This is a genomic window from Cupriavidus sp. 05L411 (assembly GCF_056398045.1).
Genome location: NZ_JBFTOQ010000025.1, coordinates 1 through 13,804, shown reverse-complemented (window position 1 = coordinate 13,804; position 13,804 = coordinate 1). Strand labels below are relative to the sequence as shown.

The 13,804-nt window shown below is 65.6% G+C and carries 12 protein-coding genes; 5 read left to right on the top strand and 7 right to left on the bottom strand.

Annotated features, from left to right (window positions below; translation table 11 throughout):
• Positions 1 to 5 precede the first annotated feature (5 nt).
• Complete coding sequence (locus tag AC1DQR_RS25410; protein ID WP_477134018.1) at positions 6 to 1,118, top strand: aromatic ring-hydroxylating dioxygenase subunit alpha; 1,113 nt, start codon at positions 6 to 8, stop codon at positions 1,116 to 1,118.
• Between the two features lie 47 nt (positions 1,119 to 1,165).
• Here AC1DQR_RS25410 and AC1DQR_RS25405 read toward each other — a convergent pair whose 3' ends face one another.
• Complete coding sequence (locus AC1DQR_RS25405) at positions 1,166 to 2,695, bottom strand: MFS transporter (protein WP_416047953.1); 1,530 nt, start codon at positions 2,693 to 2,695, stop codon at positions 1,166 to 1,168.
• Positions 2,696 to 2,875: 180 nt separating this feature from the next.
• Here AC1DQR_RS25405 and AC1DQR_RS25400 point away from each other — a divergent pair, with 180 nt between their 5' ends.
• The gene (locus tag AC1DQR_RS25400; protein WP_477134017.1) at positions 2,876 to 3,757 is read left to right on the top strand and encodes a LysR substrate-binding domain-containing protein; all 882 of its coding nucleotides are present in this window, start codon (positions 2,876 to 2,878) and stop codon (positions 3,755 to 3,757) included.
• Positions 3,758 to 3,775: 18 nt separating this feature from the next.
• Here AC1DQR_RS25400 and AC1DQR_RS25395 read toward each other — a convergent pair whose 3' ends face one another.
• The gene (locus tag AC1DQR_RS25395) at positions 3,776 to 4,972 is read right to left on the bottom strand and encodes an MFS transporter (protein WP_477134016.1); all 1,197 of its coding nucleotides are present in this window, start codon (positions 4,970 to 4,972) and stop codon (positions 3,776 to 3,778) included.
• A 178-nt stretch (positions 4,973 to 5,150) separates the two neighbouring features.
• Here AC1DQR_RS25395 and AC1DQR_RS25390 point away from each other — a divergent pair, with 178 nt between their 5' ends.
• The gene (locus AC1DQR_RS25390) at positions 5,151 to 6,044 is read left to right on the top strand and encodes a LysR family transcriptional regulator (protein WP_416047956.1); all 894 of its coding nucleotides are present in this window, start codon (positions 5,151 to 5,153) and stop codon (positions 6,042 to 6,044) included.
• 93 nt (positions 6,045 to 6,137) lie between these two features.
• Here AC1DQR_RS25390 and AC1DQR_RS25385 read toward each other — a convergent pair whose 3' ends face one another.
• The 5 genes from AC1DQR_RS25385 to AC1DQR_RS25365 all read right to left on the bottom strand — a co-directional run bounded on the left by AC1DQR_RS25385 (position 6,138) and on the right by AC1DQR_RS25365 (position 11,273).
• Positions 6,138 to 7,223, bottom strand: a complete 1,086-nt coding sequence (locus tag AC1DQR_RS25385; protein ID WP_477134015.1) for a porin — start codon at positions 7,221 to 7,223, stop codon at positions 6,138 to 6,140.
• Between the two features lie 199 nt (positions 7,224 to 7,422).
• Positions 7,423 to 7,941, bottom strand: a complete 519-nt coding sequence (gene uraD, locus AC1DQR_RS25380) for a 2-oxo-4-hydroxy-4-carboxy-5-ureidoimidazoline decarboxylase (protein WP_309408741.1) — start codon at positions 7,939 to 7,941, stop codon at positions 7,423 to 7,425.
• A 32-nt stretch (positions 7,942 to 7,973) separates the two neighbouring features.
• Positions 7,974 to 8,924: an allantoinase PuuE gene (gene puuE, locus AC1DQR_RS25375; RefSeq protein ID WP_477134038.1), complete on the bottom strand. Its 951-nt coding sequence runs from the start codon at positions 8,922 to 8,924 to the stop codon at positions 7,974 to 7,976.
• Positions 8,925 to 8,972: 48 nt separating this feature from the next.
• Entirely contained in the window at positions 8,973 to 10,379 is a 1,407-nt protein-coding gene (locus tag AC1DQR_RS25370; protein ID WP_043344656.1) for a nucleobase:cation symporter-2 family protein, read from the bottom strand.
• Positions 10,380 to 10,529: 150 nt separating this feature from the next.
• Positions 10,530 to 11,273, bottom strand: coding sequence for a GntR family transcriptional regulator (locus AC1DQR_RS25365; RefSeq protein ID WP_477134014.1), 744 nt, complete (start codon positions 11,271 to 11,273; stop codon positions 10,530 to 10,532).
• 313 nt (positions 11,274 to 11,586) lie between these two features.
• On the opposite strand from AC1DQR_RS25365, the gene uraH reads away from it, so the two are divergent.
• Both uraH and AC1DQR_RS25355 read left to right on the top strand, forming a co-directional pair.
• Positions 11,587 to 11,940: a hydroxyisourate hydrolase gene (uraH, locus tag AC1DQR_RS25360; protein ID WP_477134013.1), complete on the top strand. Its 354-nt coding sequence runs from the start codon at positions 11,587 to 11,589 to the stop codon at positions 11,938 to 11,940.
• Positions 11,941 to 11,971: 31 nt separating this feature from the next.
• Complete coding sequence (locus AC1DQR_RS25355) at positions 11,972 to 13,117, top strand: urate hydroxylase PuuD (RefSeq protein ID WP_477134012.1); 1,146 nt, start codon at positions 11,972 to 11,974, stop codon at positions 13,115 to 13,117.
• Positions 13,118 to 13,804: the final 687 nt, after the last annotated feature.

Genomic DNA, 13,804 nt, shown 5'->3' with positions numbered 1-13,804 from the left:
TCCCGATGCTAGAGAATCTCTGGTATGTGCTGGGCCATTCAACGGATGTGCGTGCCGAGCCTGTCATGGTGACCGCGCTTGGCCAGAAGCTGGTGCTGTTTCGCGATAGCGCCGGCCTGGCCTGTGTGCTGTCCGACGTTTGCGCGCACCGGGGGGGCTCGCTCAGCCATGGCCGCGTGGTGGCCGGCGACGTGGCGTGCCCGTACCACGGCTGGCGCTACGACGGCAACGGCATCTGCACGCATATCCCGGCCCAGCCGGGACTGCGGGTGCCCACCCGGGCACGGGTGGACGCTTACCCGACGGTGGAGCGTTTTGGCTGGGTCTGGGCCTTCCTGGGTGACCTGCCGCCGGCGGAGCGGCCACCGCTGCCGGATCTGTCCTGGGCCGAGGATCCCCGTTTCCGGCTGGTGCGCGGGCATTTCGACTGGGAAGCCAGCTGGGACCGCGTGATGGAGAACGGCCTGGATTTTGCCCACGCGCCATTCGTGCATGGCACGGCTTTCGGCGACCCCGCGCATCCCGAGATCGACGACTTCACGGTGGAGGCAGGCGAGTGGCAGGGCGAGGCGCGCATGCGCATGTACCGCCCGCGGCGCCGCTCATGGCCGGCGTGGCTCGCCCGCGGGGCAGCGGGTGGCCGGGTGCCGGTCTACACCACGCCGGGCTACCACTTCTCCGGGCCGTGCACCACGCTGCGGCTTGAGCCCCGTCCCGGCTGGGAGATCCGCATCGTCTCGGCGCACCTGCCGGTCGACGCCAAACGCACGCGCACCCTGTGGATGATGGGACGTACCTTCATGAAGAGCGCGCTGCTTGACGCGCGCACCCGCCGCAGCAATCTGCGCATCTTCGAGCAGGACCATGCCGTGCTGTCCCGGGTTTGCCCCCAGCACACGCCCGACGACTGGCAGGAGGAAGTGTCGGTGCGCTCGGACGGCTTGCAGATCGCCTTTCGCAAGACGCTCAAGGCGCTCGAAGCGCGCGGCTGGGAGATCGACCTGGCCCGCGTGGCCAGCGAGTTCGCGGGGCGCAAGGCGTGTGCGATTCCATGCCCGGCACGGCGTGAATCGTCGGCCTGGGCCATCGCCGGCGTGCCAACCCGGGGCGGCGGCTGAGCGTACTGGGCATCCCCCTGCGTCAGGTAGCCGCCGCAGGGGGACTTCTAGGCGCAGCGGCCCGCGGAATCGGCAACCGCCTGACGCCCTCGTTTGCCGGGGGCGAACATCATCAGGCTGAGCAAGGCGAGGACCCAGGCGCCAATCCCGCCGTACAGCATCACCCAGCCAAAGCCATGGACCAGCGCCGCATGCAGCGCGGCGCCGGACGCGTCCAGGGCGGGCAGTTGCGCGAAGGCGTCACCGGGCGCATCCAGGTTGCCCGCGGCGATGCGCTGCGCCAGCACGCGCAACTGCAATGCATCGAACGCCCCCGGAAAGGCACGCTTCAGATACGCAGAGATCCCTGCGATCAGGATGAATCCCATCAACGCGATATTGACCGCCAGCGAGATCATCCGCGCGCTCATGTCGATGCCGGAGGCCATGCCGGCGCGGCTGCTGGGGACCGAGCCGGTGGTGGTGTTGGTCACCGGCGTGTTGGTGATGCCCAGGCCAATGCCGGCCAGCAGCGAACCCGGCAGCAGGGTCAGCCAGCTTGCCTGCGCCAGGCTGCTGCCGAGCTTCATCAGCATGAAGCCCAGCCCGATCGTGAACAAGCCCAGGGGAATGACCCTGCCGGCCCCGTAGCGCAACGCAAGCCGCTCTCCCAGCGGCGGAAACAACAGCGTGGGCAGCGTGTAAGCCAGCAAGGACAAACCGGCGGCCACGCTGCCGTAGCCCAGGCCGCCGTGGAAATAAAGCGGCAGGTAAATCATGAACGGCCAGAAGCTGAAGTTCATGCCCATGGAGCCAAGCAGTGCGCCCGAGAAGTCCCGGCTGTGGAACACCGAAACATCGAACATCGGATGCGGATTGCGTTTTTCCGCAATCAGGAAAGCCACGAAGCTGGCCGCCGTCGCGGCCGTCATGCCGATCGCGGCGGCGCGGGAAACCCCGGCCTCCGGCCCCTGCGTGATCAGGTAGGCCAGGCCGAAAACGGCCAGCGACAGCGTGACGATGCCCGCGATATCGAGCTTGCCCGCCTGCGGATCGCGCGACTCTTCCACGCCCGCGAAGACCAGCGCCAGGGTCAGGATGGCCAGCAGCACGTGAACCAGAAACACCCATTGCCAGCTGGATACGGCAACGATCATGCCGCCCACGATGGGCCCGAAACCCAGGCCGATCCCGAACACGATGCCCCATGCGCCAAAGGCCTTGCTGCGCTCCTTGCCTTCCTGGAACTGATGCGACAGGATCGCCACCAGGCAGATCAGCATCGCGCCGCCGGCCATGCCCTGGAGGAACCGGCTGGCAATCAGCAAGGCGGCGCTTTGCGCCAGGCCGCAGATCAGGGAGGCGATGCCGAACAAGGCAATGCCGAGGATGAACATGCGCTTGCGGCCAAAGCGGTCGGCCAGCGTGCCGGCCGCCATCAGCACCGTGGTGCAGGCGATGGTGTAGGCATTCATGATCCATTGCATGTCCCCGAAGCCGCCGTGCAGGACGTGCTCAAGGGTGGGCAGAATGACCGGCACACTGGAAATCTCCAGGCCGAACATCAGCGCGGCCAGGCAGACGGCGGCCAATGCCATTTGGTTTTTACGGGAATGAGTGAGGTGCATCGAGGGTGCTTTCCAGGCGAATCCGGTTGCGGGGAACGGATGGCGTCGTGCTCGACGCCGGTCTTGGCGCACATTGTGGGCGAGTCCTCGCTATGATAGAAATGATCTAATTTCTTCCAATTCATTAGCGTTCATCATAAATAAGGGACCATGGATTTCGATCCGACACTGCTGCGGGCCTTTGTCGCCGTCAAGGAAACCGGCGGCTTCACGCGCGCGGCGCAGCGGCTGCACCTGACGCAGTCCGCGGTCAGCCATCAGATCCGGCGGCTCGAAGAGCAGGTGGGCCGGCCGCTGCTGCACCGCACGACGCGCACCCTGACCCTGACCGAGGACGGCAACGATTTTCTCCAGCACGCGGAGCAGATCCTGGCCTCGCTCGATGCACTTTCGCGCCGGTTCCAGCCCTCTCCCGTTTGCGGCGTGGTGCGCTTCGGCGTGCCGGAAACCTTCCTGGGCGAGCGGCTGCCGCAACTGCTGTCGCGGTTCGCCCGGGCATTCCCCGCGGTGCGTCTCGATGTGAACGTGGGCACGTACCTGGACTTGCGCGCGATGATCAAGGCCGGCGAACTGGATCTTGCCGTGGTGTTGGCGGCGCCAGGCGGGGAGGGCGGCACGGTGTTGCAGCACACGCAGTTCGTGTGGGCCGCCGCCCAGGCCTTCGAGATCGCCCCGGGTGCGTCGTTGCCGCTCGCGCTGTCGCCCTCGCCGTGCGTCAACCGGCAGGTGGGCGTGGCGGCACTGGAGGGCACCTCCATACCGTGGCACGTGGCGTTTACGTCGCCAAGCCAGGAGGGCATCCGCACTGCGGTACTGGCGGGGCTCGGCGCCTCGGTGCAAATCCGCGGCGACCTGAAGCCGGGGATGAAGGTGGTCGATGGCCAGTACGGCTTGCCGGCGCTGCCGGCAGCGGATTTTGCGCTGATCTGGAGCGACGGCGAGAAGACGCCGGCCGCGCGCGAGTTCGGGCGGTTGCTGGTGAGCCTGCAGGCGCCGCCGCCCAAGCCCGGGCGACGGCTCAAGAATCCCTAGCGCTCTCAGCGCCGCGCGCTAGGCTACGCCGGGCCGCGCCGGGAACCCATGCCCGCGCGAGGCCCACGCAATCAACAGCCCCACAACCAGCAAGACAAGCAGCGCCCACGGGAACGCGCCGACGCCGTGCGTTTCCAGCAGGACGCCGCCGACGATGCCGCCGGCTGCGATGGCGAGGTTCCAGGTGGTGACGAGCATCGATTGCGCGACATCGGCGCCGGGCCCTGCCGCCTCGGCGGATGCGGTCTGCAGCAAGGCGGGGGCGCCGCCGAAGGTCAGGCCCCAGGTCACGACGGCCAGATAGACCACGACCGGATGGCTGCCGCCGATGGCGAGCGCCAGCGAGGCCATGGCGAACAGCGCAAGGCTTGCCAGCACCAGCACGCGCAGCATGCGGTCGATCAGCAGGCCGCTGACCCACACGCCGCCCAGCGACGCCACGCCGAACACCAGCAGCACGATATCCACCTGCCCGGCCAGCCCGGCTGGCACAAGAAAGGGCATGACATAGGTGTAGAGAATGTTGTGGGCCATTACCCACAAGGCCAGTACGGCCAGGACTGGCCGTACGCCCGGGGTCGAGAACACCCGGCGCACCGGCATGCGCTTGCCCGCCGCCTGGCCAGGGTAATCCGGCGCTCTCAGCGCGACCCACGCCATCACGGCCAGCGCCAGGACCGACATCGCGCCAAACGCGGCGCGCCAGCCCAGCGTGTTGCCCAGCAGCGTGCCGAACGGCATGCCCAGGCACAGCGCCAGCGGCGCGCCGACGCCGGCCACGGCCAGTGCGCGGCCCTTGAGGTGATCCGGCACCATGCGCCGCGCATAGCCCGCGAGCATGCCCCAGATCAGGCCGCCCGCCATGCCTGCCAGGAAGCGCGCCGCCAGTGCCACCACGTAGCCGGGTGCCAGCGCGGTGAGCGTATTGAAGACCAGCAGCCCGGCCAGCGCGGCCAGCAGCAAAGGCCGGCGGCGCCAGCCTTGCGTGGCCGCCGTGAGCGGGATGGCCGCCACCAGCGAGCCGATGGCGTAGAGGCTCACGAACTGGCCCGCGAGCGCCTCGGATACSCCCAKCCCYTCGCTGATGCGGGAGAGCATGCCGGCGGGGATGGTYTCCGTGAGCAGCGTCAGGMATCCCGCCATGGCAAGCGCAAGCAGGGCCGGCAGCGGCAGGCGGTCCGTGCCTGCGGCCGCGGTGTTGTTCATTGTCAGCATGTTGATTCTTCTCATTTCTTCCCATTTCCCGGGCAACAGAATGGGGCGAGTATTGTCTGTGCGGGACTAATGAACAATGGGCTATAGTTCCAAACATATCTGACAGATAAGTCAGCAATCAAATCTGTCAGTCATCGAAGACATCGAAGCCATCGAAGCCATCATCGGGAGGTCGGCAATGGATAGCCTGGGTTCGCTTGGCGTGTTCGTCAGGGCCGGGGAAGCCCGCAGCTTCACCGTGGCGGGCCAGCAGCTGGGCATCTCGTCCTCGGCGGTCAGCAAGGCAATCGTGCGGCTGGAGGCGCGCCTCGGCGTGCGGCTGTTCCATCGCTCCACCCGTAACGTCAGCCTGACCCCGGAGGGCGCGCTGTTTCTCGAGCGCTGCCGGCGCATCCTTGGCGAGGTCGAGGCGGCGGAAATGGAACTCTCGCAGACGCAGAGCGCGCCGCGCGGCAAGCTGAGGATCAGCCTGCCGTCGATCGGCACCCCGTTCATGAACCGGCTCGCCGAATTCAAGCGGCTTTATCCCGAGGTCGAACTGGAGATCGATTGCACGGACCGGCTGGTGGAGGTGATCGAGGAGGGCTTCGATGCGGTGATCCGCACGGGAGAGCCCAACGATTCCCGCTTGATGTCGCGCACCATCGGCTCGTTCCGGCTGGTGATGGTCGGCTCGCCGGATTATTTCCGGCGAGCGGGGCTGCCGCGGGAGCCCGAGGATCTCGCCCGCCATGACCGCCTGCTGTATCGCTACCCCACCACCGGCAAGCTGCAGCCGTGGCCGCTGTGCCGCGATGGGCAGCCGGCCGGGATCGGGGTCGAGCGGCAGGCCAGCATGGTGACCAACACGCTGGAGCCGCAGGTGTGCTTCGCCGAGCAGGGCCTGGGCATCGCCTGCGTGCCGGATATTTCCATCCGGCGCCAGCTCGACGATGGCACGCTTGTCAGCGTGCTGGACGACTACAACCAGGACCGCACGATGCTGCGGGTGCTGTGGCCGTCCAGCCGCCAGCTGTCACCCAAGCTCCGGGCCTTTGTGGACTTCATCGCCGGGAGCCCGCTTGCCGCCTGAGCACGGCGCGTTGGCGGGGCATGAAAAAACCCGCCACAAGGGCGGGTTGGGCGGGTTGGGCGGGTAGCCGTTCCCGCTGACAAGGGGAAAGCGTCAGAACTTGTGGCGCAGGCCCACACCGAAGGTGTCGCCGTGCGACAGGTCGGTGATCTTGTCGTAGAAGTAAGCGGCGTAGACGTCGGTGCGCTTGGACAGGTTGTAGTCGTAAGCGACCGCCACCGTGTTGCGCTTGAAGTCCGCGACCGAGTTCTTGGTCTTGTCGTAGGCGTAGGACGCCAGGATATTGCCATTGCCGACCGGCACCGAAACGCCGACCTGGCCGTTGGTGTGCTTGATGTCGCCGTTGACGTTGTTGTTGATGTCCGACTTGATGTACTGGCCTTGCGCGAACAGCTTGACGATCTTGAAGTCGTAGCTCACGCCGCCCTGCACCGCATTTTGCTTGCTGAAGCCGACCAGCAGCGGGCTGGTCGATGCGGTCACGTCACCCGGCGTGCTGTCGAACTTGACTTGCTGGAAGGCCAGCGTGGCAGCGAACGGGCCGTTGAAGTACATCAGGTTGCCGCCCCACTTGTTCTGGCCGGTGGCGCCAGCTTTCTCGCCGAACGAGTAGATCACGTTGGCGGTCAGGCCGCCGAAGTTCGGCGTGGAGTACAGCAGCGAGTTGTTCCAGCCCGAATCGCCGATGATGCCCGGGTCGTTCACGCGGGCCGTGGAGGCGCCGAAATAGGTGTGGAACACCATCGGCGAGAACACGTAGGAGTCGACCAGCGGGTTGAACAGGATGGTCGACACGAAGTAAGGCGTGGTGTTGCGGCCCAGCTTGATGGTGCCCAGCTTGTCGTTCTGCAGGCCCACGAATGCATTGCGGCTGAACATCGAGTCGCCGTTGAAGCGGCCCGAGGAGCCACTGTCGGTGCGGAAGAAGCCGTTCAGGTCGAAGATGGCCTTGGTGCCGCCGCCGAGGTCTTCGGTGCCCTTGATGCCCCAGTACGAGGTCTGCATGCCGCCCGAATTGGCGACATAGGCGCGGTTGGCAGCGCCGACGTTCTTGACACCGCCGACGAACATGTCGGCCTGGCCGTACAGCGTGACGCTGGATTGCGCCATGGCCGCGCCGCTGAAAAGGGCTGCCGCCATCGCTGCCAGCTTGAGGGCCGGCTTGATCTGCTTATGCATTGTGGGTTTCTCCGTGGTTGATCCGTTGCGTTCTCTGTGTACTGGGTCCCTGACGGGTTCTATTAGCTCTGGTGTTTTTTTCGTGCCGGGCAGGCGCCGGACCTGGGCTCGGTCCGGGCAATGCCCGTTACAGCAGCGTGGGTAAGTCAGCGGTAAATCAGAGGTATGGCAGGGCTAACGAACCCGCTGCTTTTTTGGCTCAGCCGGATACTAAGTCGTTCAGGCGGAATTGCGCAATGCGGTGGATCTGGTTGATGCAAGTTTGCAACTCTGCGGCCGGTTCGTTGTTCACGCGCCTTGCGAACTCGCCGATGATGCCGGCGCGGTCGTAGCCGCGCACCGCCAGGATGAAGGGGAAGCCGAATTTCTCGTTGTACTGGCGGTTGAGCGACTGCAGTTGCTCGAACTGCGCCGCGGAGCACTGGTCCAGGCCGGCGCCGCTTTGCTCGCGGGTGGATTCGGCGGTCAGCTCGCCGCGCACGGCGGCCTTGCCGGCCAGCTCCGGGTGGGCGCGCACCAGCTTGATCTGGGCGGCATCGCCCGCGCCGTCCACGATGGCGCGCATGGCGTCGGCCAGTGCGGCAGCATGGGCGAAGGGGCGCTGCGTGGCGGCGGCTTGCGCCACCCACGCGGAGTGTTCATAGATGCCGCCGAGCGCCTGGATGAAGTCGGCGGCCGGCATGGCGTTGAGTTGGTCGAGGGTGTAGGTCTGGCTCATGGTTCGGCTTATGGTTCGGCTTATCGTTCGGCTTATGCGTGGTTCTGTGCGGAGTAGGGATGGGTTTCGGCCCAGTGGCGCGCGATATCCACGCGCCGGCTGATCCAGACCTTGTCGTGTCCCTGCACGTAGTCGAGAAAGCGCTGCAGCCCGCGCATGCGGCCCGGGCGGCCCAGCAGGCGGCAGTGCATGCCGACCGACAGCATCTTGGGGCGGTCCAGCCCCTGCGGATCGCCCTCGGCGTAGAGCACGTCGAAGGCGTCCTTGAGGTACTGGAAGAACTGCTCGCCGGTGTTGAAGCCTTGCGGCGTGGCAAAGCGCATGTCGTTGGAGTCGAGCGTATAGGGCACCACCAGGTGGGGCTTCTTTTCGCCGCCGGTGACTTCCACCTCGGTCCAGAAGGGCAGGTCGTCGCCGTAGTAGTCCGAGTCGTACAGCAGCCCGCCGTGCTCCACCACCAGGCGGCGCGTGTTGGGGCTGTCGCGGCCGGTGTACCAGCCCAGCGGCAGCGAGCCGGTCAGTTCCTTGATGATCTGCATGCCGATGCGCATGTGCTCGCGCTCGGTGGCTTCATCCATGCCTTGGTAATGGATCCAGCGCCAGCCGTGGCAGGCGATCTCATGGCCGAGTTCGACGAACGCCCGGGTCAGCTCGGGATGGCGCTGCAGCGCCATTGACACGCCGAAGATGGTCAGCGGCAGCCCGCGCTGCTCGAACTCGCGCAGGATGCGCCAGACGCCGGCGCGCGAGCCGTACTCGTACACGCCCTCCATGCTCATGTGGCGGTCGGGGTAAGCCGCCGCGCCGATGATCTCGGAGAGGAACTGCTCGGAGCCGGCATCGCCGTGCAGCACGTTGTTTTCGCCGCCCTCTTCGTAGTTGAGGACGAACTGCAGCGCAATGCGCGCGCCGCCCGGCCAGCGGGCGTGCGGCGGCTGGCTGCCGTAACCGATCAGATCGCGTGGATAGTTGTGGCTTGTCATCAGGGTCATGGTTCTTCAGGAAACTGCGCCGGCCGCCGCCGGCTGGACTTATTCCGTGCCGTGCGAGTTGGCCGCGGCGTTGCGCATGGCTTCTTCACGCGACTGGATGCCGTTGAAGAAGACGTTGAGCACGACTGCCACGATGGTGCCCAGCACGATGCCGCTGTGGGTGAACGGGTCGGTCCACTTGGGCAGGTACTGGAAGAAGGTCGGCGCCAGCGTCGGGATCATGCCAAAGCCGATCGAGATGGCGACGATGAACAGGTTGAAACGGTTGCGGTTGAAATCGCACGAGCCCAGGATGCGGATGCCGGTGGCGGCCACCATGCCGAACATCACGATGCCCGCGCCGCCGAGCACGAACTGCGGCACCGAGGCCACGATGTGCGCCATCTTCGGGAACAGGCCCAGCCCGATCAGGATGATGCCGCCGGCCACCGCCACATAGCGCGAGCGCACGCCGGTCACCGTCACCAGGCCCACGTTCTGCGAGAACGAGGTGTAGGGGAAGGTGTTGAACACGCCGCCGATCACGGTGCCAAGGCCGTCCGCGCGCAGGCCGCGGGTCAGGTCCTCGTTGGACAGGCGCTTGCCGGTGATGTCGGCCAGCGCGAGGAACATGCCGGTGGATTCCACCAGCGTGATCAGCATCACCACGCACATCGACAGGATGGCCGGAAGGTCGAAGGTCGGGATGCCGAAGTGCAGCGGCGTGATCAGCGCGATCGCGCTGGCGTCGCTAAGGCCTTCGAAGGAAACCTTGCCCAGCGCCATCGCCACCAGGGTGCCGATCACGATGCCAAGCAGCACCGCGCAGTTGGAGATCAGGCCGCGGCCATACTTGCTCAGCAACAGGATCGCCACCAGCACCAGCGCCGCGATGCCCAGGTTGCCCAGGTCGCCATAGGCGAGGTTTGGCACATCCTTGACCACGCCGTCGATCACGGCACGGGTGGTGGGCTGGCCGCCGGCCGCCCAGTTGATGCCCACCCGCATCAGCGACACCCCGATCAGCGTGATCACCGTGCCGGTGACGACAGGCGGGAACAGCCCCAGCATGCGTCCCATCAGCGGCGCCACCAGGATGCCGAACACCCCTGCGGCAATCACCGCGCCGTAGATGCCCAGCAGGCCCACGTTGGGGTCGGAGCCGATGGCAATCATCGGCGCCACCGAGGCAAAGGTCACTCCCATCATGACCGGCATGCGGATGCCGAACTTCCAGAAGCCGAAAGCCTGGATCAGCGTGGCCAGGCCCGCCGCGAACAGGTCGGCATTGATCAGGAAGGCGAGCTGATCCTTGGGCAGCTTGAGCGCGCCGCCGATGATCAGCGGCACCGCGACGGTACCGGCATACATCACCAGCACGTGCTGCAGGCCGAGCGCAAGCAGCCGGCCCGAAGGCAGCCGCTCGTTGGTTTGGTCCGTTGTGACCGTGGTGCTAGCGCTAGTCATGGATGTGTCTCCTCTCCTTTGGATTTGATGGGAACGCTGCCGGGCGGGGTGGCTCTCGGTATGTGACTCCGGCTTCGCGCATCGTCGGGGACGCGTTTCTCATGAGCAGGAATCGGGCCTTGGCCGCAGGTTGGCAGCGGGAACAACCTGCTAGGTGGAGTGACCCAGCACGCTGCGAAGATCGAAATTGCCCRGTTCATCGGGCTGCACGCGGTCGGCGCAAGCGCCGAGATGGTGCGCCATGCGGCTCTGGGCCAGGGCGGCATCGCCCTGTTCCAGTGCGTCGAGGATCTCTTCGTGTTCGTCGAAGGAGCAGGCGTTATTGCCCGGCGCCTCGACGCTGGCGATCATCAGCGTGGTGCGCGACACCAGCCGGCGCATCATGGTGACCAGCAGCGCGTTGCCCGAAAGCTCGGCCAGCGCGGTATGGAACTCGGCCGACAGGCGGATCCACTTGGGCCGCTCATTGGTGAGGAAGGCCTGGCGCTCGGCCTGCACCATCTTGCGCAGCGGCGCGATCACGCGCTTGACGTCGCGCATGCCGGCGAGCTTCTCCAGCACCGCGCGCTCCAGCATCTGGCGCAGCTCGAACATGTCGTGCGCCTCGTCGGTGGAGGGGCTGGCGATGAAGGCGCCGCGGTTAGGCTCCAGGTCCACCATGCCGTCGGCGGCAAGGTGCGCCAGCACCTTGCGCACTGTGTGGCGCGCGGTGGCATAGATTTCGCACAGCGAGTGCTCGGTCAGCTTGGTGCGCGGGGGCAGACGGTGCTCCATGATCGCGTCATAGATCTCGTGATACATGCGCTCCTCGACGGAACCCTTGCGCGCGGGCTTGATTTCGGTCGGGGCGGCGGTGTCATCGGCACCGGCGATCAGCTTGAGACTCTTGGACATCTTGGCACCAGCGTATCGGTGAGGAGGGGAGCAGCGCGCCGTGTAAGCGGGGTGAAGCAAGGTGGCGCGCCCCAAAAATTGTTGACAATTATTTGGTTAGCACGGCAATATTGTCAACAAAACCGAGCTAGGTTTTCGACAACTCAGGGTAATTCCTGAGTTGCCATCCGGAGTGGTGCGAAGCATTGTCGCCATGCATCAGTCCAGCGCCGGGATGCGTTAGAAATACGTACCGAGCGGGCACCATTCCCACAAATGGTGCTAGTGAAGGCAGCGGCGCCTCTCACAACCCAAAGCCCTAAGGAATAACAGGATGGGACGCTTGACCACACATGTACTCGACACCGCAGCCGGCACGCCCGGCGCCGGCATGTCGATTACCCTGCATAAAATTGTCGACAATCGTAAGGAGACGCTGAAGACAGTCGTCACCAACCACGATGGCCGTTGCGACCAGCCCCTGCTGGAAGGCGACACCATGGCGGTCGGGGTGTACGAACTCGAATTCGGCGCCGGCGATTACTTCCGCACCCAGGGCACCAAGCTGCCCGAGCCGGCTTTCCTCGACGTGGTGACGCTGCGTTTCGGCATTGCCGACACCAGCGCGCATTACCACGTGCCGCTGCTGGTCTCCCCCTGGTCGTACTCGACCTACCGTGGCAGCTAAGCGCGGCAACGGGCAATAAAGGAGACAAGACATGGAAGGCTATATTCTCGACTGGGCCAATCTGCTGCTGCGCTGGGTGCACGTCATCACAGCGATCGCGTGGATCGGTTCCTCGTTCTATTTCGTCTGGCTGGACAACAGCCTGACCCGTCCCGACGACCCCGACCTGCAGGAGAAGGGCGTGGGCGGTGAACTGTGGGCGGTGCATGGCGGCGGGTTCTACAACCCGCAGAAATACCTGAGCGCGCCCAAGACGCTGCCGGAGAACCTGCACTGGTTCTACTGGGAGTCGTATTCCACCTGGATGACTGGCTTCGGCCTGCTGGTGGTGCTGTACCTGTTCAACGCCAGCACGTTCCTGATCGACAAGAACGTGATGGACATGTCGCCGGGCGCGGCGATCGGGTTTGCGCTGTCGTATCTTGGCGTGGGCTGGCTGGTGTACGACTGCATCTGCCGCGTGTTCGGCAAGAGCGACCGCACCGTCGGCATCCTGGTGGCGATCTACGTGGCGCTGGCCGCGTTCGTGGCCTGCCACGTGTTCTCGGGCCGCGCGGCATTCCTGCTGACCGGCGCGATGATCGCGACCATCATGAGCGCCAACGTGCTGGTGTGGATCATCCCGGGGCAGCGCAAGGTGGTTGCCGCGCTGCGCGCGGGCGATCCGGTGGATCCGGTGCATGGCAAGAACGCCAAGCAGCGCAGCGTGCACAACACGTACTTCACGCTGCCGGTGCTGTTCGCCATGCTGTCGAACCACTACAGCATGACCTACAGCTACAAGTACAACTGGGCCGTGCTGGTGCTGATCATGCTGGCCGGCGTGCTGATTCGCCAGTTCTTCATCCTCAAGCACAAGGGCAAGATCAACGTCGCGTGGCCGGCTGCCGGCGTGGCCGTGCTGGCGGTGGTCGCGGTGATGATCGCGCCGGTGCCGCGTGAGGTGGTCGCCAGCAAGGACGGTGCGGCTCCCGTGCAGGTGAGCTTCACCCAGGTGCAGGAAGTCATCAATTCGCGCTGCATCCAGTGCCATGCCGCGGCGCCAAAGATGATGCCGAGCGCCGCCAAGGGTATCAAGCTCGATACCGCCGACGAGATCAAGGCGCATGCGCAGATATACGACATCCCCCTGCGGGGGCTGCCGGTCACTCTTCTTTGCGTCGGCAAAGAAGACTAACGAGAAGAAAGCCGACCCTGCCGGGGGCAGAGCAATCAGGCTTATGTGGGGCGGTGGTTTCGTCGTACGGCCCGGAGTGTTGGCTAGCCTTTGCCATACCGGCTTGGAGGGCATCGTAAATGCATGACCCGATGGTCACGTGGTGGTGCCCCTGATCGCTTTGCGCGGTGCGCGTTCGGGCATCTGCCGTTCGCGGTGCGCAGCACCACGATCCCGCCTGCCTTGGTGGTTTCGTGGTTTTGTCTCTGGCGGCGGGCGCCCGGCCAGTTGATGCCCTGCCGTACCGGCGCGAGCGGCGCCTTGCTATCAACTCCTCCGGCTTCGTGGTGGGCACCGTGGCCCGGTTTGCAGGGCCGTGCTCACACCCACGACGCTTGCCCTCCGAGACAAAACCACGGAACCAGCCACACCCGAAACGGCGCAGCACTTCGCCCCGCGAACGGCAGATGTGGGAACGGGCACCGCAAGCGAGGTCAGGGGCTGCACGACGTAACCCATGGGTCATGCAGAAGTGATGTCCTTCGGGCCGGTAGGATACGCTAGCCAACACTCCGGGCCGTACGACGAAACCACCGCCCCACATAAGCCTGATTGCTCTGCCCCCGGCAGGGTCGGCTTTCTTCTCGTTAGTCTTCTTTGCCGACGCAAAGAAGAGTGACCGGCAGCCCCCGCAGGGGGATGTCGTAT

Bases quoted from the DNA above. Each gene is read 5' to 3' on its own strand.
- AC1DQR_RS25410 (WP_477134018.1), top strand. From the start codon at position 6: ATGCTAGAGAATCTCTGGTATGTGCTGGGCCATTCAACGGATGTGCGT.
- AC1DQR_RS25405 (WP_416047953.1), bottom strand. From the start codon at position 2,695: ATGGCATTGGCCGCCGTCTGCCTGGCCGCGCTGATGTTCGGCCTGGAG.
- AC1DQR_RS25400 (WP_477134017.1), top strand. From the start codon at position 2,876: ATGGATTTCGATCCGACACTGCTGCGGGCCTTTGTCGCCGTCAAGGAA.
- AC1DQR_RS25390 (WP_416047956.1), top strand. From the start codon at position 5,151: ATGGATAGCCTGGGTTCGCTTGGCGTGTTCGTCAGGGCCGGGGAAGCC.
- AC1DQR_RS25385 (WP_477134015.1), bottom strand. From the start codon at position 7,223: ATGCATAAGCAGATCAAGCCGGCCCTCAAGCTGGCAGCGATGGCGGCA.
- uraD (WP_309408741.1), bottom strand. From the start codon at position 7,941: ATGAGCCAGACCTACACCCTCGACCAACTCAACGCCATGCCGGCCGCC.
- puuE (WP_477134038.1), bottom strand. From the start codon at position 8,924: ATGACAAGCCACAACTATCCACGCGATCTGATCGGTTACGGCAGCCAG.
- AC1DQR_RS25370 (WP_043344656.1), bottom strand. From the start codon at position 10,379: ATGACTAGCGCTAGCACCACGGTCACAACGGACCAAACCAACGAGCGG.
- uraH (WP_477134013.1), top strand. From the start codon at position 11,587: ATGGGACGCTTGACCACACATGTACTCGACACCGCAGCCGGCACGCCC.
- AC1DQR_RS25355 (WP_477134012.1), top strand. From the start codon at position 11,972: ATGGAAGGCTATATTCTCGACTGGGCCAATCTGCTGCTGCGCTGGGTG.